Source organism: Pseudomonas sp. FH1 (assembly GCF_000510895.2).
GTDB classification, from domain to species: Bacteria; Pseudomonadota; Gammaproteobacteria; order Pseudomonadales; family Pseudomonadaceae; genus Aquipseudomonas; species Aquipseudomonas azotoformans_A.
Genome location: NZ_AOHM01000013.1, coordinates 1 through 20,737 on the forward strand (window position 1 = coordinate 1; position 20,737 = coordinate 20,737).

20 protein-coding genes are annotated in these 20,737 nt (G+C 53.7%); 15 read left to right on the forward strand and 5 right to left on the reverse strand.

Translation table 11 applies throughout. The annotated features are described in order from the left end of the window. The 4 genes from H096_RS05505 to H096_RS05520 form a co-directional block, all read right to left on the reverse strand. Positions 1-1,113 (reverse strand): YHS domain-containing protein (locus tag H096_RS05505; protein WP_033897205.1); only part of this gene is annotated, 1,113 nt, incomplete at its 3' end. Positions 1,114-1,115: 2 nt separating this feature from the next. After that, entirely contained in the window at positions 1,116-1,361 is a 246-nt protein-coding gene (locus H096_RS05510; RefSeq protein ID WP_050587200.1) for a DUF2933 domain-containing protein, read from the reverse strand. 95 nt (positions 1,362-1,456) lie between these two features. Further along, on the reverse strand, positions 1,457-1,993 hold the full coding sequence (locus tag H096_RS05515) for a plastocyanin/azurin family copper-binding protein (RefSeq protein ID WP_033897206.1): 537 nt from the start codon (positions 1,991-1,993) through the stop codon (positions 1,457-1,459). A 163-nt stretch (positions 1,994-2,156) separates the two neighbouring features. Further along, positions 2,157-2,510, reverse strand: coding sequence for a co-regulatory protein PtrA N-terminal domain-containing protein (locus H096_RS05520; protein WP_019334912.1), 354 nt, complete (start codon positions 2,508-2,510; stop codon positions 2,157-2,159). Positions 2,511-2,716: 206 nt separating this feature from the next. Here H096_RS05520 and H096_RS05525 point away from each other — a divergent pair, with 206 nt between their 5' ends. From H096_RS05525 to H096_RS05570, 12 genes are all read left to right on the forward strand, one after another. Continuing rightward, positions 2,717-3,412: a heavy metal response regulator transcription factor gene (locus H096_RS05525; RefSeq protein ID WP_032856637.1), complete on the forward strand. Its 696-nt coding sequence runs from the start codon at positions 2,717-2,719 to the stop codon at positions 3,410-3,412. Further along, positions 3,409-4,797: a copper resistance membrane spanning protein CopS gene (copS, locus tag H096_RS05530; protein ID WP_032856638.1), complete on the forward strand. Its 1,389-nt coding sequence runs from the start codon at positions 3,409-3,411 to the stop codon at positions 4,795-4,797. Before H096_RS05525 ends, copS begins: the two co-directional genes overlap by 4 nt. Before the next feature lie 339 nt (positions 4,798-5,136). Further along, entirely contained in the window at positions 5,137-5,520 is a 384-nt protein-coding gene (gene copC, locus H096_RS32925; protein ID WP_017341635.1) for a copper homeostasis periplasmic binding protein CopC, read from the forward strand. Between the two features lie 3 nt (positions 5,521-5,523). After that, on the forward strand, positions 5,524-6,462 hold the full coding sequence (copD, locus tag H096_RS05535) for a copper homeostasis membrane protein CopD (protein WP_019334915.1): 939 nt from the start codon (positions 5,524-5,526) through the stop codon (positions 6,460-6,462). 74 nt (positions 6,463-6,536) lie between these two features. Then, positions 6,537-6,878, forward strand: a complete 342-nt coding sequence (locus H096_RS34475) for a hypothetical protein (RefSeq protein ID WP_080761980.1) — start codon at positions 6,537-6,539, stop codon at positions 6,876-6,878. A gap of 99 nt (positions 6,879-6,977) precedes the next feature. Then, positions 6,978-8,234: a TolC family protein gene (locus H096_RS05540; RefSeq protein WP_032856639.1), complete on the forward strand. Its 1,257-nt coding sequence runs from the start codon at positions 6,978-6,980 to the stop codon at positions 8,232-8,234. Then, positions 8,231-9,715, forward strand: coding sequence for an efflux RND transporter periplasmic adaptor subunit (locus H096_RS05545; protein ID WP_032856640.1), 1,485 nt, complete (start codon positions 8,231-8,233; stop codon positions 9,713-9,715). Before H096_RS05540 ends, H096_RS05545 begins: the two co-directional genes overlap by 4 nt. Then, a complete protein-coding gene (locus H096_RS05550; protein ID WP_033897207.1) occupies positions 9,712-12,855 on the forward strand; it encodes an efflux RND transporter permease subunit in 3,144 nt (1,047 codons plus the stop codon). The genes H096_RS05545 and H096_RS05550 overlap by 4 nt, the downstream gene beginning before the upstream one ends. 355 nt (positions 12,856-13,210) lie before the next feature. Continuing rightward, positions 13,211-14,377 carry an SAVED domain-containing protein gene (locus tag H096_RS05555; RefSeq protein ID WP_033897208.1) on the forward strand — a complete coding sequence of 389 codons (1,167 nt, stop codon included), beginning with the start codon at positions 13,211-13,213 and terminating at the stop codon, positions 14,375-14,377. Beyond that, positions 14,378-15,628, forward strand: coding sequence for a nucleotidyltransferase (locus H096_RS05560; RefSeq protein ID WP_033897209.1), 1,251 nt, complete (start codon positions 14,378-14,380; stop codon positions 15,626-15,628). After that, positions 15,612-17,396 (forward strand): ThiF family adenylyltransferase, encoded by a 1,785-nt coding sequence (locus H096_RS05565; protein WP_033897210.1) that lies wholly within the window; start codon positions 15,612-15,614, stop codon positions 17,394-17,396. Before H096_RS05560 ends, H096_RS05565 begins: the two co-directional genes overlap by 17 nt. After that, complete coding sequence (locus H096_RS05570) at positions 17,393-17,875, forward strand: Mov34/MPN/PAD-1 family protein (RefSeq protein WP_019334922.1); 483 nt, start codon at positions 17,393-17,395, stop codon at positions 17,873-17,875. Before H096_RS05565 ends, H096_RS05570 begins: the two co-directional genes overlap by 4 nt. A gap of 28 nt (positions 17,876-17,903) precedes the next feature. Here H096_RS05570 and H096_RS05575 read toward each other — a convergent pair whose 3' ends face one another. Continuing rightward, positions 17,904-18,452 (reverse strand): 3'-5' exonuclease, encoded by a 549-nt coding sequence (locus H096_RS05575; RefSeq protein ID WP_033897211.1) that lies wholly within the window; start codon positions 18,450-18,452, stop codon positions 17,904-17,906. Between the two features lie 227 nt (positions 18,453-18,679). Between H096_RS05575 and H096_RS05580 the strand changes: the two genes are divergently transcribed. The 3 genes from H096_RS05580 (at position 18,680) to H096_RS05585 (ending at position 20,713) form a co-directional block, all read left to right on the forward strand. Beyond that, complete coding sequence (locus H096_RS05580) at positions 18,680-19,318, forward strand: antitoxin Xre/MbcA/ParS toxin-binding domain-containing protein (RefSeq protein ID WP_224793261.1); 639 nt, start codon at positions 18,680-18,682, stop codon at positions 19,316-19,318. A gap of 321 nt (positions 19,319-19,639) precedes the next feature. Next, positions 19,640-20,080: a hypothetical protein gene (locus tag H096_RS33830; protein ID WP_150793904.1), complete on the forward strand. Its 441-nt coding sequence runs from the start codon at positions 19,640-19,642 to the stop codon at positions 20,078-20,080. A gap of 267 nt (positions 20,081-20,347) precedes the next feature. Then, the gene (locus H096_RS05585; protein WP_033897212.1) at positions 20,348-20,713 is read left to right on the forward strand and encodes a hypothetical protein; all 366 of its coding nucleotides are present in this window, start codon (positions 20,348-20,350) and stop codon (positions 20,711-20,713) included. The last annotated feature ends 24 nt before the right edge of the window (positions 20,714-20,737 follow it).

The window sequence follows — 20,737 nt, forward strand, 5'->3', positions numbered from 1 at the left end:
TAGAGCAACCATTTGCACTATCTGCGATAGCATGGTGTCGGCGCCGACCTTTTGCGCCTCCATCACCAAGCTCCCGTGAGTATTAAGCGTGGCGCCGATCAAACTATCCCCTGGTCTTTTCATTACCGGCACAGGTTCACCAGTGAGCATGGACTCATCCACCGCACTTTCTCCCTCGAGCACAGAGCCATCAACTGGCACCTTTTCACCAGGTCTGACCCGCAAATGGTCGCCCAAGTGAACATGGGTAAGAGGAATGTCTTCCTCCTGACCATCGGCGTTGATCTTGCGTGCAGTTTTGGGAGATAGGCCTAGAAGGGACTTAATGGCGGCGGAGGTTTGTGACCGTGCTTTTAGCTCAAGAATCTGCCCAAGCAAGGTGAGCGAGATGATGACTGCAGCGGCTTCGAAGTAAACGCCGATGCGTCCATCTTGCATGAAGGTGGTGGGAAAACTTTGGGGAAAGAGGGTTGCTGCGACGCTGTAAAGATAAGCTGCGGAAGTACCCAAACCTATCAGAGTCCACATATTTGGACTGCGATTTCTAACAGATGCTATGCCCCTTACAAAAAAGGGCCACCCTGCCCATAAGGTGACCGGTGTCGCAAGAGCAAACTCGATCCAGTTTTGAACCGAGCCATGGAAGAGTTGTAATGAATGGCCCGCCATGGCTAGAACGGTCACTATCACGGTTAAAGGCAGAGACCACCAAAAGCGGCGCGCGAAATCACGGAGCTCGGTTTTGTCATCGTCATCTAGCGCCGGAATGACAGGTTCTAATGTCATGCCACATTTTGGGCAATTGCCGGGCCCTGGCTGTTTTATTTCCGGGTGCATCGGGCAGGTAAATTCAGTGGCTACTTGGAGCGCGGGCTCTGTAGCCGCGATGCTGGGTTCAGTGCTGGGATGAATACCGCTGTAGTGCTCTGGAGCTGCCCGAAATTTCTCTTGGCATTTCTGGCTGCAAAACTGATAAATCTGTCCCTGATAAGACTCGCCAAATTTACTTGGAGGCGTAATCGTCATGCCGCACACCGGGTCACGTAGATCAGCGTCAGGGGGCGAGGCTGCGTGGGTAGGACCGTGATCGTGGTGGCTCGGTTTATTGGGCATAGCTATTTCTCTTCCTTGTTGGCTTGCGCCTGATTGCCATGGTCATGTGCGCCATGTCCATGCCCAAAAAAATGCATCAATGGACAGATCAACAGAATGAGATAGGGCAAGTATGGATAGACGTGGCTGAAATGCTCCCGCACCACGTAGAAGGCGCCGATCACAATGAACATAATCAGCACAACGCCTGTTTTGCGCGTCCAAAATGGGGTGGTGATGCTTCCAGCCGGATGCTGATGGTTATTCATGATCTAGACCCCAGCGTGTGAGCGAATTGCTCTGATGTCTGCCTCAGAGCGTAGCCAACTCTTGAGGAGACGCGGGTTTAGCGGTCAGTTCAGGCTCACTTCAGGTCAAATTGACCGACCATCCCCGACTGGTAATGACCTGGCACGTTGCAGGCAAATTGAAGTCCAGTTGTATTGTTGAAGGTCCAGATCAATTCCTTTGTTGCTCCTGGCTCGATCAGCATGCTGTTCGGGTCGTTGTGTTCCATTCCAACCATCTTCATCCCTCCCATGCTGTGACCCATGCTGCCCGTCATTTTCCCTGACCCGGTGGGTGTAAGCGTTCCATTCTGGAACATGCTCGCCATTTCTTTTTGGTGCGCCGCATGAGCGGCGGCTTGGCCGATATTGAATTCGTGCAGCAGTGCGCCCTTATTACGAAGGACAAAACGAATAGTCTCACCAGGCTTTACGTCGACGCTTTTAGTTTTGAAGAAAATATCACCCATCTCCACATCTACCGTACGGGTCACCGCAGAAGCGACGCCAGGCTGGCCGATGTCCTCTTTGCCATGACCTACGTCTGCCATGGCCGTCGCACCGAAGAATAAGGTGATCGCCGCAATAACTGGGGTAACGAGCTTAGCTTTCATGATGACCTCAAGAGCAAATGGAAAACACTAGCTATGCTAAACGGATAGAGCTGCCAGCTAACTGACGTGAACACTACATTTCTGTCAGTTTCCAAGAGTAGTACGGCGCGCATATGACGCCGTACCAACCGAGCGGATCAAACAGCCCATCGGAGGTACCCGGTTACTGATGGTTCTCAGAAAGCATCAGTTTGTGTTCGCGCTGCATTTGGTTCAAAACGTCATCAACCATAGCGTCGTGCTTTTCCATCCAGGAAAGATGTTCCTGAGGCGACATTGATGCTTTTGGGTGATCCTGATGGAGTTGGTTCATGATTTCGCCCAGCAGTTTCATATGCTCGGCCATGTGTACATGGCGCTCTCCCTCTGGGGCTTTTTCAGCTTGCACCAAGGTCGCTTCTGCTTTGTCGCGTAGGCTTTCCATACGCTCCGCAATCCGATCTGCGCCACCTTCAGCCAAAGCAGACGCTGAGATGAGTATCGAACCCACAAAGAAAAGGATTTTTAGATGATTCATGAGGAAGCTCCTTTTTGATCTGTTTTCCGGCTCCCCCAAGGTTTCATGCGGAGGCGTCGGTCGAGTACTAGGGAGTACCCATGCTCGAACCCTAGACAGCACTCGCTGACATCTACCTGAAGCCAATATTACTTTTCTGTCAGTTGCTGGTTGGCAGAAGCATTTCCTTGCAGACTCATCATCACAATCATTCGAGAGCCACCCCCATGAGACTTCTGGTTGCGGAAGACGAACCCAAAATAGGCATTTATTTGCAGCAAGGTCTTGCTGAGGCAGGGTTCAATGTTGATCGCTTTACCAATGGTAAGGAGGCGCTTCAACACGCGTTGAGCGAGGCTTATGACCTGCTGATTCTCGATGTGATGATGCCTGGGCTGGACGGATGGGAAGTACTTCAGAAGGTGCGGGCATCCGGAAAAAATGTCCCCGTGCTTTTTCTCACGGCGCGAGACCGCGTCGAGGATCGCGTCAAAGGACTTGAGCTGGGGGCAGACGATTACCTCATAAAACCCTTCGCTTTTTCTGAATTGCTTGCCCGCGTCAGAACGCTGCTGCGAAGAGGGAGTACAGCCCCCTCCCAAACTCATATGAAATTGGCTGATCTTGAGGTTGACCTGCTCAAGCGCAGGGTTGTCCGTGGAGGCAAACGTATATATCTCACGGCCAAAGAGTTTGCGTTACTCGAATTGCTGCTCCGTCGTCGAGGTGAGGTGCTGCCTAAGTCGCTTATCGCTTCCCAGGTGTGGGACATGAACTTCGACAGCGATACGAACGTCATCGAGGTCGCCGTAAGGCGGCTCAGAGCAAAGATTGATGATGATTTTGAGGTCAAGCTTATCCACACCTCCCGAGGCATGGGCTACATGCTAGATGCGCCGGATTCTGGGACGGGGCTGGAATGAAGCGAATGTCTCTGACTACCCGCATGAGCCTGATGTTCATGCTAGCTGTAACGGCGGTGCTCACCGTCGCTGGACTCAGTTTTAACAGCCTTAGCCGGCATCATTTCAAAATGCTAGATCAGCAGGCGCTAAACGAGAAGCTACACTCGACCCAAAGAATTTTGACGGGATTGAGTAGCATTGACCAGTTCAGTGATGTTAAGCCTGAGTTGGAGGCGCTGCTGGGTGCTCACCGAGATTTGATAGCCCTGATCTTCGATGGTCACGGCAAGACCCTTTTTGCTGATCCAGGTCCAATCGATATTCCTGAAGACTTTCGCACGACCTCAAACAACAACGTTTGGGAGTGGCGTGATGATGAGCAAACGTTCCGGGGAATAACGGCGCAGGCGATTGTGACTGGACAAGAAAAACCGCTGACCGTTATGTTGATCTTTGACGTTACGCAACATATGGCGTTCTTTGAGACGCTTGAACGCTGGTTTTTGATAGGGTTGTTTATAAGCGCGCTGGTCAGTGCGGCGCTGGGCTGGATGGTCGCGAGCAGTGGACTAAGACCTATTCGCCAGGTTACTCAAGTCGCTGCGTCAATGTCTGCTAAATCGCTCAAAGAACGGATTCCTTTAGCGGCCGTGCCTAAAGAGCTTCAGCAGATGGTGCTTTCTTTCAATGCAATGTTATCTAGACTTGACGATGCATTTGTTCGCTTATCAAACTTCTCTGCGGACATTGCTCACGAACTACGAACACCAGTCAGCAATTTGATGACACACACCGAAGTGGTGCTTTCTCGAAAAAGGAATATTGAAGATTACGAAGACAACTTGTATTCGAATCTTGATGACCTGAAGCGTATGGGGCGGATGATCGATGACATGCTTTTTCTAGCGAAATCAGATAATGGTCTGATTACTCATGAAAACAAACCGATAGACTTGGTAGCGCTAGTAGAAAAATTACTCGAGTACTACCGCTTGTTGGCTGATGAGCAAGGCATCGACCTTAAGGTGACAGGGAGGGGCAGCGTCCGAGGTGACGTTCTTATGCTCGACAGGGCTATCTCTAATCTGCTCTCGAATGCCCTCCGGTACACCCCCGCAGGGAAATGTATCAGCGTCGATATAAGGCAGGAAGGGACGTCAATCTCTGTCTCCGTGGAAAACCCTGGAGAACCTATCGCTCCTGAGCACCTTGAAAAACTGTTTGATCGATTTTATCGAGTGGACCCCGCTCGTAGAGAAGGAAACCCAAGTAATGCGGGGCTAGGCTTATCAATCACTCGATCCATTATCGAGTCGCATGGCGGCAAGATATGGTGCACGTCGTCAGATGGAAAAACAGCCTTTCATATACAGCTCCCATGTGCGAGTGCAGAAAATGCCTAATCAACGACACCATATACACCCGAGCAGCTATGTGGTCTTGCGAACGGTTTTCACGGTGTGAACGTCGCAAAACGGAAGCCCGTTTTAACCATTTTTTCAAGAAATTCAGCGTCCCAAAGCAGGTCCAAGCTGACTGAAATGTAATCGAATAGTTTGCGTTCGTGTGGCATCGTGTACTTGCGCTGTGACGTTGGAATTCTTGTGATTATTCCTGTCCAGCCCGCCCTAGAACACGGAATTTGCTAGGTAGCTCGCCAGTGTTTTTAATAAGCGTAAAAGTAATAACTAGATACTCATCAAAAACCTAGAATCAACAGCTTTTGCTGTGAGGAGTCTTGCATGTCATTCCTTAAAACCACCACCGTAGCTGTAGCACTGACAGCGGGTTTGCTTTTGAGTGCAGTTGCTCAAGCACATCCAAAGCTGCTTTCTTCTACTCCAGCAGAAGGGTCGGATGTTGCTGCTCCTGCGAAAATTGAACTGCAATTTTCTGAGAATCTAACGACTCAGTTTTCCGGTGCTAAGCTGATCATGACCGATATGCCTGGCATGCCTAACTCCCCAATGGGCGTTAAAGCAGCCGTTGCAGGCGGTGGAGATCCTAAGACGATGGTTATTACGCCTGCATCGCCATTGACCACAGGTACTTATAAAGTTGAGTGGCGTGCCGTCTCGTCTGACACTCATCCAATCACCGGCAATTTTTCTTTCAAAGTGAAATGATTCATGAGCGACTCAATAAATATAGCTGTTCGCTTTGCTCTATATTTTGATCTGATGCTGTTATTTGGACTGGCAATATTTGGTCTTTATAGCCTGAGGGGAAAAGAGAGAGTATCGGGAGCGGTTTTAAATTTTGAGTCGCTTCTTTACAGTACATCTGTTTTAGGTGTAGCTCTGTCTCTAGCAGCCATGTTGTTGCTTGCGAAAGCTATGAGTGGTGTGTCGGGCTTCATGGAGCTACATCACCATATTTTTCAAATGGTTCTCATGGGGACTGACGTCGGTTTGACCTGGATGGTCCGGATAGTGGCGTTGCTGACGGCTGTTCTCGGCGTTGCTCTGAGCAAGCGCTTTCCGACACTCAGTCTTTGGATTGTCACTGTATGTGGCGCCATTGCGCTAGCGACGCTGGCATGGACAGGGCATGGTGCGATGGACGAAGGGAGCCGTCGTTACTGGCATTTTACTAGCGACATCTTCCATCTCTTGGCCGCAGGCGGTTGGTTGGGTGCGTTGGCAGCATTTGCACTGCTGCTGCGTTTAAAATCGCTGAAAGGTGATCAGGAAGTACGAGTTCTTGCTCGGGTACTGACAGGGTTTGAATCGGCCGGCGCGGTGATTGTAGTGATCATCAGTATAACGGGCGTGGTGAATTATCTATTTATCGTAGGACCGAGCCTCGATGAGGTGATGCTCAGCACTTATGGCCAGTTGCTATTTTTGAAAATCCTGCTATTTGCAGGGATGATCGTATTAGCCACGCTTAACCGTTTTCATCTAAGCCCCTTATTGGAGCGATCAGTTCGCAATGGCGAATACGCTGTCGCGGTGAATGCCTTGCGCCGTAGCATGAAACTTGAGTTTTCAATGGCGGTCATCATTATCTGTCTTGTCGCATGGTTAGGTACTTTAAGCCCTGTCATGGAAATGAGCGCAGCATAGACGTTGGTAACAGCCAATACAGGAGTCTTAAGGGTGAATTGTAAGGGCCATTTGCACCGTCTACACTTTAGCCCATGAAACGCTATGTGCGGTGTTGCCTGATTTTCCTAATTAGCTTGGCGCTTCCCCTTAGCGGGATGGCGGGTGTTCAGGCATCGACTGAACCATGCCCGATGAAAACCATGGGTATAGCGATGATGGATGGTATGGGTCAAGACTGCTGCCACGACATGAAAAGTACCGCTGAGCATGGCAAACCTTGTAAGTCGGGCCAGGAATGCAAAACGGGCGGCATGCTGCAAGTCTCGATCATCAAGCCTCCTATTACCTTGTCCAGTCCAATCGTTCTGCCCTTCTCCAGCCATTTCCCACTCGTACAAACCCCTTCTGGGTTATGGCGACCTCCCCGTACTTGATTCCTGTACCACACTGAGCCTCATTCCGCGTTAGCGGGATGGCATATCTGCGCGCATGTCTTATGAAGCGCGCGGTGGATCATCACAGGAATCGTGAACATGAACTCCAACTGCTTTTGCACAGGTTGGTCCCTCGTGGCCGGCCTGGCGGCAAGCGTACTGGCATTGCCGAGCCTTGCTGGTGCATTGACACTCGATGAAGCGCTGCGGCTGGCCGAAAACAATGCACCGTCGTTGACCGCACAAGACGCCAAAATTCAAGCAGCCACCAGTGCGGCCATTCCCGCCGGCGAACTACCCGATCCCAAGCTACTGCTGGGCTTGCAGAACTACCCCATTGGTGGTGCCGACAGATGGAGCATCGACCAGGACTTCATGACCATGCAAGTGGTCGGGATCAGACAGGAGATGCCCAACAGCGATAAGCGCAAAGCACGTATCGAGGTCGCGGATGCGGCTGTTGATCGAGCGTCCGCTGAGCGTCGAGTGGCGCGTCTGAACGTCCGACAGTCCACGGCATTGGCCTGGATCAGTAGCTACTCGGTTGAGCGTAAAGATGCGATGTTCCAGGACTTCTACAAAGAAAACCGTCTTCTGACCGATACCGTCAGATCTCAGATTGCGGGTGGCCGCGCCCAACCCGCCGATGCGGTGACACCTAAACAGGAAGCTGCCCAACTGGCGGAGCAGCAGGATGATTTAGTTCGCCAACGTGCACAGGCCCGGGCGGCCCTCAAGCGCTGGATTGGCCCAGCTGCCAATGACAAACCGGCGGGCAGCTTGCCTGATTGGCCCATTGAAACCTCTGGATACTCCCATAAGCTGCAACATCACCCTGAATTGGCGGCGTATGTGCCGATGACCCGTGAAGCACAAGCCAAGATCCGTGAAGCTGAGGCGGAAAAGCAATCTGACTGGAGCTGGGAATTCGACTATCAGCATCGAGGCAAACAATTCGGTGACATGGTTAGCGTCCAGTTTTCATGGGATCTCCCGCTGTTTCCTGACTCTCGGCAAAACCCCAAAATTGCGGCAAAGCACGCCGAACTCAACCAACTTGAAGCTGAGCGGGAAGCTCTGTCGCGCGAGCATACCCAGCAACTGGAGGATGAGTTGGCCGACTACGAGCGACTCAATCGTGCAGTCACCCGTAATCAGGAAAGCTTGTTGCCGCTGGCTAAAGAAAAGGTTGAACTCACCATGGCTAGCTACCGTTCCGGCAAAGGTGATTTGAACTCGGTTGTGGCCGCCCGACGCGAACTCATCGAAGCCCGTCTCAAGCAGATTGACGTTGAAGAGCAACGTGCTCTCACCAGCGCTCGCTTGTATTTCTCTTACGGGGAGCCCGCTCAATGAATTTCAAAGTATGGAAAGGGACTTTAGTTGTCGGCATCTCGATTGCCTTGGGTGTTGCCGGAGGTTACTGGTTAGCCCAACCGCGAATGAGCGAAGTAGCTGGTGTCGAGCCGGATCAGGAAGCCAAAGCCTCTCCCGATCGAAAGGTTCTGTATTGGTATGACCCCATGTACCCACAACAGAAATTCGATAAACCGGGTAAGTCACCCTTCATGGACATGCAGATGATCCCCCAATACGCAGATACCAAGGGGGACAGCGGCGGCATTCGAATTGATCCAAGCCTGACTCAGAACCTTGGTGTGCGACTGGCTAGTGTCAGTCGAGGGGTATTTGCCTCGACACTGAACGTGGTAGGTGTTCTGGCCTTCAACGAACGGGACGTTGCAGTCATTCAGGCCCGTACGGCGGGTTTTGTCGAGCGCGTGTACGCCCATGCACCTGGTGATGTGCTGAAAGTGAATGCAGCCTTGGCAGATATCTTGGTGCCGGATTGGGCAGCTGCTCAAGAGGAATTTCTCGCCCTCAAGCGTAGTGGCGATGCTGACTTGCTGACAGCGGCCCGCCAGCGATTGAGGCTCACCGGAATGCCAACTAAGTTAATTGCTCAAGTTGAGCGCAGTGGCAAAGTTCAACCGAACCTGACTCTGACCAGCCCTATTGGTGGTGTGCTTCAAGAGCTGAGTGTGCGTGAAGGTATGACGGTGGCCGCAGGCGAGACGCTCGCGCGTGTTAATGGTTTGAGCAGTGTCTGGCTGGCCGTGGCGGTACCAGAGTCGGAGGCTGGGTCAATCGTCGTAGGGCAAGCAGCCGAAGCGCGTTTGTCCGCGCTCCCTGGAGTTGTGCTCAAGGGCGTCGTCAGTGCGATTCTTCCGGAAACCAGTTCGGACAGTCGCACACTTCGCGTTCGAGTTGAGTTACCCAATCCGGATGGCCGACTCAGGCCAGGTTTGACCGCGCAGGTAAGTCTCAATCGTTCGACGGAGCAAAGTGTTTTGTGGGTGCCGAGCGAGGCCGTCATTCGTACCGGTCGACGTACGTTGGTCATGCTCTCTGAAGACGCTGGTCGATATCGCCCGGTGGAGGTGCAGTTAGGCCAAGATAACGATGGCAAAACGCTGATATTGAAAGGCTTGGAAGAGGGGCAAAAAGTGGTGACTTCTGGCCAGTTCCTTCTCGACTCGGAGGCCAGTCTCAAGGGCGTTGTCGCAAGCTCACTGGACGTTTCGCCATCTACTGTAACCGCAGGCGCTTTGCATGAGGCCGATGGTCAGATCGTTGAGATCAACGACAAAGAAGTCACGCTCGCCCACGGTCCCTTCAGAACATTGGGTATGTCAGGCATGACGATGACTTTCCCTCTCGCCGCTCCAGCTCTGATGAAGGGTCTTAAAACGGGCGACAAGGTTCGGATCGCTGTCAGCCAGACGGAAGATGGTCTGCGAGTTGAGCGTCTGGAACGCTTTGGGAGCCAGCCATGATCGCGGCCCTTATTCGCTGGTCGGTGGCTAACCGCTTTCTTGTGTTGCTGGCGACGCTGTTTGTCACGGCATGGGGGATCTGGGCGGTTCAAAGTACGCCCATTGACGCATTGCCAGACCTGTCGGATGTTCAGGTAATTATCCGTACACCATATCCAGGCCAAGCCCCACAGATCGTAGAAAACCAGGTCACCTATCCATTGGCAACCACTATGCTCTCTGTGCCTGGTGCCAAGACTGTGCGCGGTTATTCCTTCTTTGGCGACAGTTTCGTTTACGTACTATTCGAAGACGGAACTGACTTGTACTGGGCCCGCTCGCGCGTATTGGAATATCTGAGCCAGATACAAAGCCGGCTTCCGGCCAGTGCCAAGCCCGCATTAGGACCTGATGCCACTGGGGTTGGCTGGATTTTCCAGTACGCCCTGGTAGACCGAAGCGGCGGGCATGACTTGGCGCAGTTACGTGCCTTGCAGGACTGGTTCCTCAAATTCGAGCTTAAGACCCTACCGAACGTTGCGGAAGTGGCCACGGTGGGTGGCATGGTAAAGCAGTACCAGGTGCAGCTTGATCCGGTGAAGTTGGCCAGCTTGGGGATCACGCAGTCTGAAGTGACCGAGGCGATCGGCAAGGCCAATCAGGAAACCGGTGGAGCCGTGCTGGAAATGGCGGAGACAGAGTTCATCGTACGAGCTTCCGGCTACCTAAAGACCCTCAATGACTTTCGTGCTATCCCACTCAAACTGGGCACGGGTGGTGTGCCGGTCACTCTGGGCGATGTTGCCACGATTCAGATGGGGCCTGAGATGCGTCGAGGCATCACCGAACTCGATGGCGAAGGTGAGACCGTCGGCGGCGTGGTAATTCTGCGCAGCGGTAAGAATGCTCGAGAAACCATTGCGGCGGTCAAGACCAAACTCGACGAGCTGAAAAGCAGTCTGCCGGCGGGGGTAGAAATCGTCACCACCTACGACCGCAGCAAGTTGATTGATCGTGCCGTGGAAAACCTCAGCCACAAGCTGATCGAAGAGTTCATCGTCGTCGCGTTGGTCTGCGGAATCTTTCTCTGGCACCTGCGTTCATCTCTGGTGGCAATCATCTCCCTGCCGGTTGGGGTGCTGATCGCCTTCATCGTAATGCGCTATCAGGGTATCAACGCCAACATCATGTCCCTTGGCGGGATTGCCATCGCCATCGGCGCCATGGTCGACGCTGCCGTGGTGATGATTGAAAACGCCCACAAGAAGGTCGAGGCTTGGCACGTGGCTAATCCTGGGGAGGAACTGAAAGGTGAACGTCATTGGCACGTGATGACTGAAGCGGCTGCCGAGGTAGGACCCGCATTGTTCTTCTGTCTGCTGATCATCACCCTGTCGTTCATTCCGGTGTTCACGCTGGAGGCTCAGGAAGGACGTCTATTCGGTCCATTGGCGTTCACCAAAACCTACGCTATGGCCGCAGCGGCTGGACTGTCGGTAACTCTAGTTCCGGTGTTGATGGGGTATTGGATTCGCGGACGAATTCCTAATGAGCAACAGAATCCGCTAAATCGCTGGTTGATCCGGATCTACGAGCCCGCTCTGGACGCCGTATTACGTCGACCTAAAGTAACGCTGCTGGTTGCATTGCTAGTCTTTGTCAGCGCGTTGTGGCCGATCTCTCGTCTGGGTGGTGAGTTTCTTCCCCCGTTGGACGAAGGGGACCTGCTCTATATGCCGTCAGCTCTGCCTGGATTATCGGCGCAGAAGGCCGCGCAACTGCTTCAGCAGACTGACCGTCTAATAAAGACAGTTCCAGAGGTCGAACACGTTTTCGGAAAAGCCGGCCGCGCTGAAACCGCGACTGACCCGGCACCGTTGGAAATGTTCGAGACCACCATTCAATTCAAACCACGCGAGCAGTGGCGCCCAGGCATGACCCAGGAAAAGCTCGTTGAGGAGCTAGAACAAGTGGTGCGTGTCCCAGGATTAACCAACATCTGGATACCGCCTATTCGTAACCGTATCGACATGCTGGCCACCGGCATAAAAAGCCCGATTGGCGTGAAGGTTGCCGGTACCAACCTGACGGAGATCGATGCCGTCACCCAAGCCATCGAGCGTGTTGCCAAGGACGTCTCAGGTGTCAGTTCAGCGTTAGCCGAACGACTGACCGGTGGCCGCTATATTGATGTAGATATCGATCGCAAAGCCGCCGCCCGCTACGGACTGAATATCGCCGATGTGCAATCCATCGTGGCCGGTGCTATCGGCGGTGAGAACGTCGGGGAGACCATTGAAGGGCTCGCACGTTTCCCGATCAACGTGCGTTACCCTCGGGAGTGGCGTGACTCGCTCGGCGCCCTGGAGCAGTTGCCGATCTACACCCCGCTAGGGAGCCAGATCACCCTCGGCACTGTGGCGAAGGTCAAGGTCAGCGACGGCCCACCGATGCTCAAGAGCGAGAATGCACGGCCCTCCGGTTGGGTATACATCGACGTGCGTGGCCGGGACATTGCCTCGGTAGTCGCCGACCTGCGTCGGGTCGTCAGTGAACAGGTCAAGTTGCAGCCCGGCATGAGCCTGAGTTACTCAGGGCAGTTCGAGTTTCTCGAAAGGGCCAACGCACGACTCAAATTGGTGGTGCCTGCCACGCTGTTGATCATCTTCGTGCTGCTCTACCTGACTTTTGCCCGCTTCGATGAGGCCCTGCTGATCATGGCCACTCTGCCATTCGCCCTGACTGGCGGGGCATGGTTCCTCTATCTGTTGGGGTTCAACCTGTCGGTCGCCACCGGGGTCGGCTTCATCGCCTTGGCCGGTGTTTCTGCCGAATTTGGCGTGATCATGCTGCTCTACCTGAAAAATGCCTGGGCCGAGCGTCAAGACCTCGGTGACAACACAGAACGCGGGTTGATGGCCGCGATTCGTGAAGGCGCTGTGCAGCGCGTTCGACCCAAGGCCATGACCGTTGCGGTGGTTATCGCTGGTTTGTTACCAATACTTTTGGGAAGCGGTACCGGCAGCGAGGTGATGAGCCGCATTGCCGCCCCGATGATTGGAGGTATGGTTACGGCGCCCTTGCTATCGCTGTTTGTGATCCCGGCGGCCTATCACCTCATGCGTCGTCGACACTTGTCCGTTGAGTCTGGCAAGCACTGACGCGTAAAAATGCATACAAAAGGGGCTGCGCTTGCAGCCTCGTTTGAGCTGCACAGCCCGTTTTCATCGGTCCTACGCGCGGTATGTATCGAAATTAGCAAGTTTATGTCTTTTGCATAAACTCGCTAATTTCGATACATACGCTGTGGTCAGTGCCGTTACCCACCTGCACTTGCCAGAAAAACGAACGCTGCCGCCACTGCGTTTCGATGAGCCAAAAACAGCATCCTGCTCAAAGCCGACTCAGCATTCGTCACCCTCAGATCACTCTTGAAATCGAGGCGAATGACCTTAATATGATTTTATCTTGCCATCATCATTTTCAATCATGGATGTTTCTCTGGGGTCGGTCGGAATGGCAGAACAAGAAGACGCTAAACCCGCAAGCGGGCGTTTCAACACAAATGATGAGACGAAGCGGATCGTATGGACACAGACCGCTGGTCATTGTGAACTGTGCGGCACGGATCTGACGTTCGATTATCGTGCCGGCAAGCCAATGAAATGGGGCGAAGTGGCGCATATCCTGCCCGCCAGTCCCAAAGGCCCTCGGGGACGCGCGGATCATGATGCTGAGGCGCACACGAACGATACTGCTAACCTGATGCTCCTGTGCCCAGGCTGTCATGACAAAATTGATCGTGACGCAGACGGTTATCCTGAAAATGATTTGAGTGGTTTACACCAAGCATACCTAGAGCGCATCCGAATCGCCGCAACGACCCCTGATGGTGGCAGAGCGATTCCTCTCATTGTCCAGAGTCAGCATTTCCAGACGATCAACGATATTCCCGTTCGCGATCTGTTGACTGCGATGTCCGCCGAGGGATTAACCGCCTTCGATCAAGGCATCAAAATCACTTTCCCTGCGCCCGGACCACGCGGCCGCGACACTACCTATTGGCAGAACGTCAAAGACAGCATCCAGTATGAGCTGGAACAGCAACTCAAGCGTCGCGGCGGCACCTACGGCGATTCGCCTGCGCTGGCAGTAGTCGGCTTGGCCGACATCCCGGCTTTGATGATGCTGGGCCAGAGTATCGGCGACCGTTCCAAGCGCTTGATCTTCTCCTTTCACCGCGAACATCGTTTGCGCTGGCCCGATCAGTCCGCAGAGCCGCCCGCTTTTTTGTTTACACCTCCCCCCGAAGGCGACGGGCCACTGGCGCTGGTGCTGTCTATTTCTGCGCAAGTCCCAGTTCGCGACGTGACTGACGCTCTGCCCGGTGCACGTATTGCAGAGCTGGCGATCCCAGAACCAAGCTATGCGATGGTACAGAACCGTCGAGTGATTCATGCCTTTCGCGACACACTTCAAATACGACTGAGCCAGCTTGAAGCTCTGACTCCTGACCCTATCCACGTCTTCGCCGCTATTCCTGCGGCATTGGCCATCGAGTTTGGCGCGTTGCTCACAACGCAGCATCAACATACGTACCTGATCTTCGATCGGGACAAAGAAAACCATGATCGGTTTACGCAAACACTGCAATTGGGCTCGGTGGCCCAGGAGGCTAGGTAAATGCTATTGAGCAACGAACAGACCAAGCGCAGCAGTTGGGAATATTTTCTGCTTCGCGCCGCGCGGGAGATCTCGCTGTCGGAAGCGCAGTACGAAAAAATCAATGACCGCTACTCCCAACTGGAAAAAATCCTCTCGGCTTCCGACAACCCACTGCTCGCTGAGGCCCATATCTTCGTTCAAGGCTCGATGCGGCTGAAAACGACTATCAAGCCAATCCCCGGCGCGCCTGCGGATCTGGACACCATTGATGCGGACGCGATTATCTGGCTCCCTCACGCTCAAGGCGCTAGTGCGAAGGAAGTTCTAGAGGCGATTGAGCAGCGTTTTAGGGAAGGCTCCCGCGTTCAGGAAGAAGTTAAGCAGTTACGTCGGGGCATCCGCATCGTTTATGCCGACGAAAATCCAGGCTTCCACATCGATGTCACGCCTGCCCGCGCGATCAACGGAAATGGCGAAGCAAACGGCGAGGGAAAGCTGGAGGTTCCAGATCGGGTCACAGGGTGGAAAGCAAGCAGCCCTATCCCGTACTCGAATTGGTTACAGGTTGCCTCCGCCCAGGAAATCTCTCTGGAAAGCTTGGTAGTCGCCAAAAGCCAGCGAATGCTCGATGCCGCGACACAAGATCCTTTGCCGCATTATCAGGATTACATCGATCAAGATCCCCTGCGTGCGACCATAAAGCTGCTCAAGCGGCATCGCGATGAATGGGCCATCAACACAAGGAGCGCTGATACTCGCCCCATATCTGCGGTCATCACCACCCTGGCCACTCACGCATATCTGGATGTCGTGAAGGAATCGCAGTCGAAGCCTTTGGCTCCGCTCGATGCAATTTTGGAAATCGTCCGCAGAATGCCGCAGCACATCGCGCATAGAGGAAACGATTGCTTTGTCTGCAACCCTGCCGATAACGGCGAAAACTTTGCAGAAAAGTGGAATCGACCAGGCGAAGGGCAAGGCTATCGCCAAGCATTTGCCAAGTGGCATGCGGACGCCAGTGCATCCGTATCACTGGGTTTGGAAAGTTTTGAATCCAATGATTCCTTTGCCGAAGCAGTGAAAAAGAATTTCGGTATTGCACCGGCACTCATTACGGCAGTGAACAATGAGATCCCTGCGAATTGGACCATGCCCGGCCGACCGGATGGCACTACTCGAAACTCTGCTTCGATGGGTTCGCTCTTCGGAGGGGCCAGCGGTGGCGCAACCTCTCAGTCGAGCGTAAAGCCAGTTGGACGCCTTGGTTGATCCTATTACGACGCCATTGCAGCGCGGAATCGCCGCACTGCGAAATACCCTAGGTCAGGACGCTGCCGATGCATTGCTCCAGCCCGCACCCATGCGGGCTGACGAAGCGGCGTCCTTTTACTTTCCCTTGCCCATCGATTACACGGGGCAGGAGCGGCGACTGCGTATTGGTTTCCCCTCCAATTTTCCCCGTGGGCTTTTGCGGCTGAACGTCGAACCCTCTCCATGGCTGGTTTGGCCGCATGCCACCAGGTCGGGGCTTTGCCTTCATGGCTTTCAGGAACGCCCCATCATGGGCTCCCCGGAGGTTGTGGTAGAGGACAGCCTTGCTCGCTTGGCACAGATCGTTTCGTTGTCCAAGCTGGGATCAAGCCAGGCAACGCGCGATATCGAATTTCAGAATGAGATCACTACCTACTGGTCTTTTCAGCACGGTCAGTCATTCCAGAACCTCTTACTGTTGGATCGACCTCAGGCTGCCTCGCAGTTGTTTGCGCTCAGCGATCCGCGCCGAGCTGTGCCATCCGGTCAGGAAACGGTTTGGTTAGCATCGAATGTAGCTGCACTCAAAGGGCATTACCGACGGGTCGTCGGGCGCTCTGCTGTCATTCGTGCGGCCGAAACTCCCGGTTTTTACGTCAAGCTTCAGACTTATCCGGATATCCGCACCCCGGATCCAGAAGATTTATTGCTGTGGCTAAAGCCACACCTTCAACCAGACGATGCCGAGCAATTGCTGGCATGGTTTGAGCTGCATGGAACGTTGGCGAGTCGATGGATTGTTCTGGAGCTTCCAGGAGGCGCAGATGCTCCAACATATTGTCTCAATGTGCGTTCGCTCGGTGTACAGCAGGAGCGGGGGGCAAAGTTTGGCTTGCGTACAGCTCGCCGGCGGCCAGCTATCGCAAATGCTCATCCTCCGGCGCTCGTCCGAGCAACTGCCCTGGATGTGCTTGATCGAGCGTCTATCCTGTCCCGCGATATAAGCGGCACTGCACAGCACCTTGAAAATGCTCGAGTCGTTTGTGTTGGCGTTGGCTCATTAGGCAGTACGGTGGCAATACAATTGGCACGATCCGGTGTCGGCCACCTTACCCTCATCGATCCTGACACTTTGGTGTCAGCCAATCTGGGGAGGCACGTTCTGGGAGCGGATAGCCTAGGGAGGCTGAAAGCCTCAGCGTTGAGGGACAAGATTCTGTTAGATCTTCCGACGACAGAATGCACCGCTTATTCGACTTTTGCCGAAGTAGTAATGAGCAGCAAACCAGAAGTGTTCGATAACGCAGATCTGGTGGTGATCACGACAGCAGACTGGCAGTCGGAAGTCACTGTATGGCGAGTCAAATCCAGCGGTGCTCCTTGGGGGCTTGTACAAGCCTGGAGCGAACCGCATACCCAAGTAGGTCATGCGCTATTTGCACCAGCCGGCACCTTTGATGGCCGTCATCTATTCACGGACGTCGGCGATTTCGTGCATAGATTCACAGAATGGCCGGGAGGAGGTGTTGTTCCGCTGCCCGCGTGTGGCGAGAGCTTTATCCCAGGCGGCTCGCTGGGAATGACCAATATCGCCTCTATGGTGTCGCACACGGCCTTACGCGCATTGACCGGCAAGATCGCCACTGCATCTTGGGTCAGCAGCATTTATAGGCCTGAAGATGTGCTGAGCCTAGGAGGCCAATACCATGGGCCCAAACTGCCAGAGGGGACGCAGCAAATCCTACTCGAACGCGGATGGCCGGAAGATAAGGACGAAATGGTATGACGGATATCGCATGGCGCTGGCGATGGCCGGAGGTGGACTCCGAGCTATTGGTGTCCCAGGCGGTCGCGGACATCTTGGATAGTCATCGGCAGGGCCTTTTTGGCGTGGAGCGAGGTGGACAGTTATTCGTCAACCCTGTTGATCCGAAAGGTTTGCTGCTGGCCTTGGCCACGTTGCCTCATCGCGCCGATCGGTCAGGCTGGTCTTGGCTAGAGTTGGATGCGGCGCGGTGCCGTCAGGAGATCCAGGCTGCCAACGAACAAGGGTTACGCCTGGTGGGCTATTGGCATACGCATCCCCAATCCGTTCCGGTGATCTCTCCGGCAGACATCGGTAGTTTCTCCAAATTTGCTGCACGTTACACGCAGGATCTGCCGCACCCAATAGCCATTATTGTCGGCAAGTCCGAAAAACCAGAAGGTATCAAGGCGTGGTCGTTCAGGGACGGCAGATATGTTGAGGCAACCTGGGTCAGATGAACTTCAAGTCAGTGCGGTGGAAGGCAGGTCAGCGTTTATAGTTACCCGCTAGCATTAGGGCGAAGAGCTCTGCCTGAAAGCGGGCATCATCCAATGCGTTATGGTTCGGTTCGCTGAGTGGCTTCAGCGCAGCGGTCATTTTGGATGATTTTGTTTCCTTCCAGCTGCAACCTACAGCGCCCATAAAGTAGGCCTTCATGTCGATAGCGGTAAAACCAAAGGGGTTGGTTTCCAGGTATTTGTGGAAGTAGTAATTGACGAATGACCAGTCAAACGGTGCATTGAGTCCTACGAAAATGACCTTTTGCCCCGTTTGGCAGGACGATCTCAGCCACTGATCAAATGTCAGCATCGCCTGTTGCGGAGCGAGGCCATCGCGCTCCAGCTTCTCCAAACTCAGCCCCGATACTGCCAGCGCTTCGGGGTCGTGTTTCGGACTGTCAGGTCGTAGTTCAAGATAGATGGACGTTTCAGGTTGGGCTACAAGACAAGCTCCAATGGAAAGCAGACTGTATTCGCCTGGTATAGGTCCAGAAGTCTCGACGTCGACGGAAACATAAAGCTCATTAGGGTGCATGTCATATCCTTTCGTGTAGTTAACTGATCACGCTCAGGCTCTTAGCCATGTGAAGGTGGAAAGGCAGGTATATCCATTGCCCCATTTTTTGCTGTTTCACTCGCTATCCGGCGTTCGAGCAGCGGCAGTGCCTGTCTACCAGCGGATTGCGCGTTCCTTTGGTCAGCTCTGGGCCCAACCATGATGATGTGTGTCATTCTCTGATGGCGGATGAGGGCCGGACGATCATGAGTGAAACTGAGCGTTGGATAGTAAAATCCCAGAAAACTGAGGACGGAACTGGCGACATCATCATTGATCTGCCTCAAGAGTTGCTTGACCAAATGAGGTTAGGTGTTGGGGACGACTTGGAGCTAACGGTATTGAATGGCACATTAGTCCTGACGCCCGTCCGCAACGCAACATCAGTGCGGCCCATGTTTGCTGGCGTCCTGCGTCAGGATGCCAGTCATGCTTACCGCATGCGTCTGGAGACGCTTCTTCATATTTCTGTCAATGCTTCGGATCTGGACATTCACGACATGATAGTAGCTGGCTTCTCGGCCAGCCTGATCAAAATGCTTTGTGATGATGGAACCCTCAGCGACGAAGAACGCGACAGAATCATTCAACCCAAAACGCTCAAAACAAAACTGTCAGCCAATCAGCTTTTAACGTCGCATGAGAGCGATCGCCTGTTCCGTTTTGCACATATTACCGCTATGGCCGAGGTGGTCTTCGGTGACAAAGGGAAGGCCAAACATTGGCTTTCCAAACCCAAAGCCCGTTTTTTAGGAGAAAGCCCATTGGCGATGGTCACTACAACCTTTGGCACACATCTAGTCGAAGAAATGCTGATTCAAGTGTCTGAGGGCATGTCATTTTGATTCAGTCGCAGCCAAACGGACTCTACCGCTCCTTGAGTAACATGGATTTCATGCACCAATACCGGCGTCGCATAGCCGAATACGGCATGCACGGGCATCCATGAAGCACTAGGTTTCACCCGCATCGGCACCTACCGCTAGGTAGGGTTCACGCACGGCAATGGTATAGCTGTGTACTGGCGCAAACCACTTTATCCGGTGACAACTCGATAGAAATCATCCCGTTCAGTGAGATGAAGGGAGAAGACGGAACAGCCATGAGATCACCCTGCTGCTATCCGTCGGCATCGGAACCTGGTGATCCGCTGGGAGCTAAGCTGAATGATGCTTCTCGTTCGAATCGGTTTTTTGGATCGGCAGGAGGTACAAATGAATTTGGCAGATTATGTTTCAGTGCTTTCTGCAGGCGAGAAAATAGACGGATGCCAACTCGCCCCCTCAGATGCAGTGGCTTTCGCCAGTCTGCATTTTCCTTCCCGTGCCTATTGTCTTGTTGCTGATTGGGCAATATTGGATCTCGACATTACAACACGTCAGCGAAAAGCCATTACGGATAGACAGCTAATTCCTGCTCTCGTTTACGCTTTGACCGTTATCCAAGACAGTAAAGGCCGCTTCCCGCCTGGTGATTGGGTCCGATCAACGCTGGGTGTTTCCTTCACCAATGACTGCTTATTTCGAACAAAAAACACAGTGTATGTGCTGATGGGGACCGGTCGAAGGTTGCGCACGGATTTAGACATCGCACTGAGCCTGTGTTGAAAAAAGACTATTTCCGCACAGGTGATTGACCGGTCGCGCTCACATGGTGTTTCGGCATAAATGATTGCTCTCGCTGTTGTGTCAAACTATGTTGTTACCAATCGAGCCCCGTATTTGAAGTGCGACCCGTCTGTGTCAGTCTATGTTGCTGTTGTGTGGCCCCCGGATCATCCTACAGGCCCCGATTTACGAGAGGGGCTGTGTCAAACTATGTTGTTGGTAACCACCGCCCGGGTCTCCAGGCTCCCGCGAAAGGACGCGCCCTCGATGCAAACCCCCTCCCGGCTCCACCAGCGCTTGAACAACCGCCGCTTCATCGTCGCCAACAACGCCCAAGGGCTTTCCGGCTCGGGCACGGTGTTTCATTACCTTGTCGAGGGTGATGCCATCTCCGGCACTTACCAGGGCGGACGCATTCGCCTGGGCACGCAAGTGGGCCGAGTGACAGGCCCAGACACTATCGAATTGCTGTTTCAGTGCCTGACATTGGACGGTGAGCTGCTGTCGGGTTGGTCGTGTGGCAAAGTAGGCATTGATCACGCTGGTCGGACGACGCTGGCCTTCGAGTGGGGCTGGTTGTCGGGCGCCATGGGCGGTGGCGAGTCCAATTACGTGGAGTTACTCTCCCGTTAACCACCTCTTGTCGGTTCTGTGGGC

What these genes read in the sequence shown, in the direction of transcription:
- H096_RS05510 (WP_050587200.1), bottom strand. Translation starts at nt 1,361, where the DNA reads ATGAATAACCATCAGCATCCGGCTGGAAGCATCACCACCCCATTTTGG.
- H096_RS05515 (WP_033897206.1), bottom strand. Translation starts at nt 1,993, where the DNA reads ATGAAAGCTAAGCTCGTTACCCCAGTTATTGCGGCGATCACCTTATTC.
- H096_RS05520 (WP_019334912.1), bottom strand. Translation starts at nt 2,510, where the DNA reads ATGAATCATCTAAAAATCCTTTTCTTTGTGGGTTCGATACTCATCTCA.
- H096_RS05525 (WP_032856637.1), top strand. Translation starts at nt 2,717, where the DNA reads ATGAGACTTCTGGTTGCGGAAGACGAACCCAAAATAGGCATTTATTTG.
- copS (WP_032856638.1), top strand. Translation starts at nt 3,409, where the DNA reads ATGAAGCGAATGTCTCTGACTACCCGCATGAGCCTGATGTTCATGCTA.
- copC (WP_017341635.1), top strand. Translation starts at nt 5,137, where the DNA reads ATGTCATTCCTTAAAACCACCACCGTAGCTGTAGCACTGACAGCGGGT.
- copD (WP_019334915.1), top strand. Translation starts at nt 5,524, where the DNA reads ATGAGCGACTCAATAAATATAGCTGTTCGCTTTGCTCTATATTTTGAT.
- H096_RS34475 (WP_080761980.1), top strand. Translation starts at nt 6,537, where the DNA reads ATGAAACGCTATGTGCGGTGTTGCCTGATTTTCCTAATTAGCTTGGCG.
- H096_RS05540 (WP_032856639.1), top strand. Translation starts at nt 6,978, where the DNA reads ATGAACTCCAACTGCTTTTGCACAGGTTGGTCCCTCGTGGCCGGCCTG.
- H096_RS05545 (WP_032856640.1), top strand. Translation starts at nt 8,231, where the DNA reads ATGAATTTCAAAGTATGGAAAGGGACTTTAGTTGTCGGCATCTCGATT.
- H096_RS05550 (WP_033897207.1), top strand. Translation starts at nt 9,712, where the DNA reads ATGATCGCGGCCCTTATTCGCTGGTCGGTGGCTAACCGCTTTCTTGTG.
- H096_RS05555 (WP_033897208.1), top strand. Translation starts at nt 13,211, where the DNA reads ATGGCAGAACAAGAAGACGCTAAACCCGCAAGCGGGCGTTTCAACACA.
- H096_RS05560 (WP_033897209.1), top strand. Translation starts at nt 14,378, where the DNA reads ATGCTATTGAGCAACGAACAGACCAAGCGCAGCAGTTGGGAATATTTT.
- H096_RS05570 (WP_019334922.1), top strand. Translation starts at nt 17,393, where the DNA reads ATGACGGATATCGCATGGCGCTGGCGATGGCCGGAGGTGGACTCCGAG.
- H096_RS05575 (WP_033897211.1), bottom strand. Translation starts at nt 18,452, where the DNA reads ATGCACCCTAATGAGCTTTATGTTTCCGTCGACGTCGAGACTTCTGGA.
- H096_RS05580 (WP_224793261.1), top strand. Translation starts at nt 18,680, where the DNA reads ATGAGTGAAACTGAGCGTTGGATAGTAAAATCCCAGAAAACTGAGGAC.
- H096_RS33830 (WP_150793904.1), top strand. Translation starts at nt 19,640, where the DNA reads ATGATGCTTCTCGTTCGAATCGGTTTTTTGGATCGGCAGGAGGTACAA.
- H096_RS05585 (WP_033897212.1), top strand. Translation starts at nt 20,348, where the DNA reads ATGCAAACCCCCTCCCGGCTCCACCAGCGCTTGAACAACCGCCGCTTC.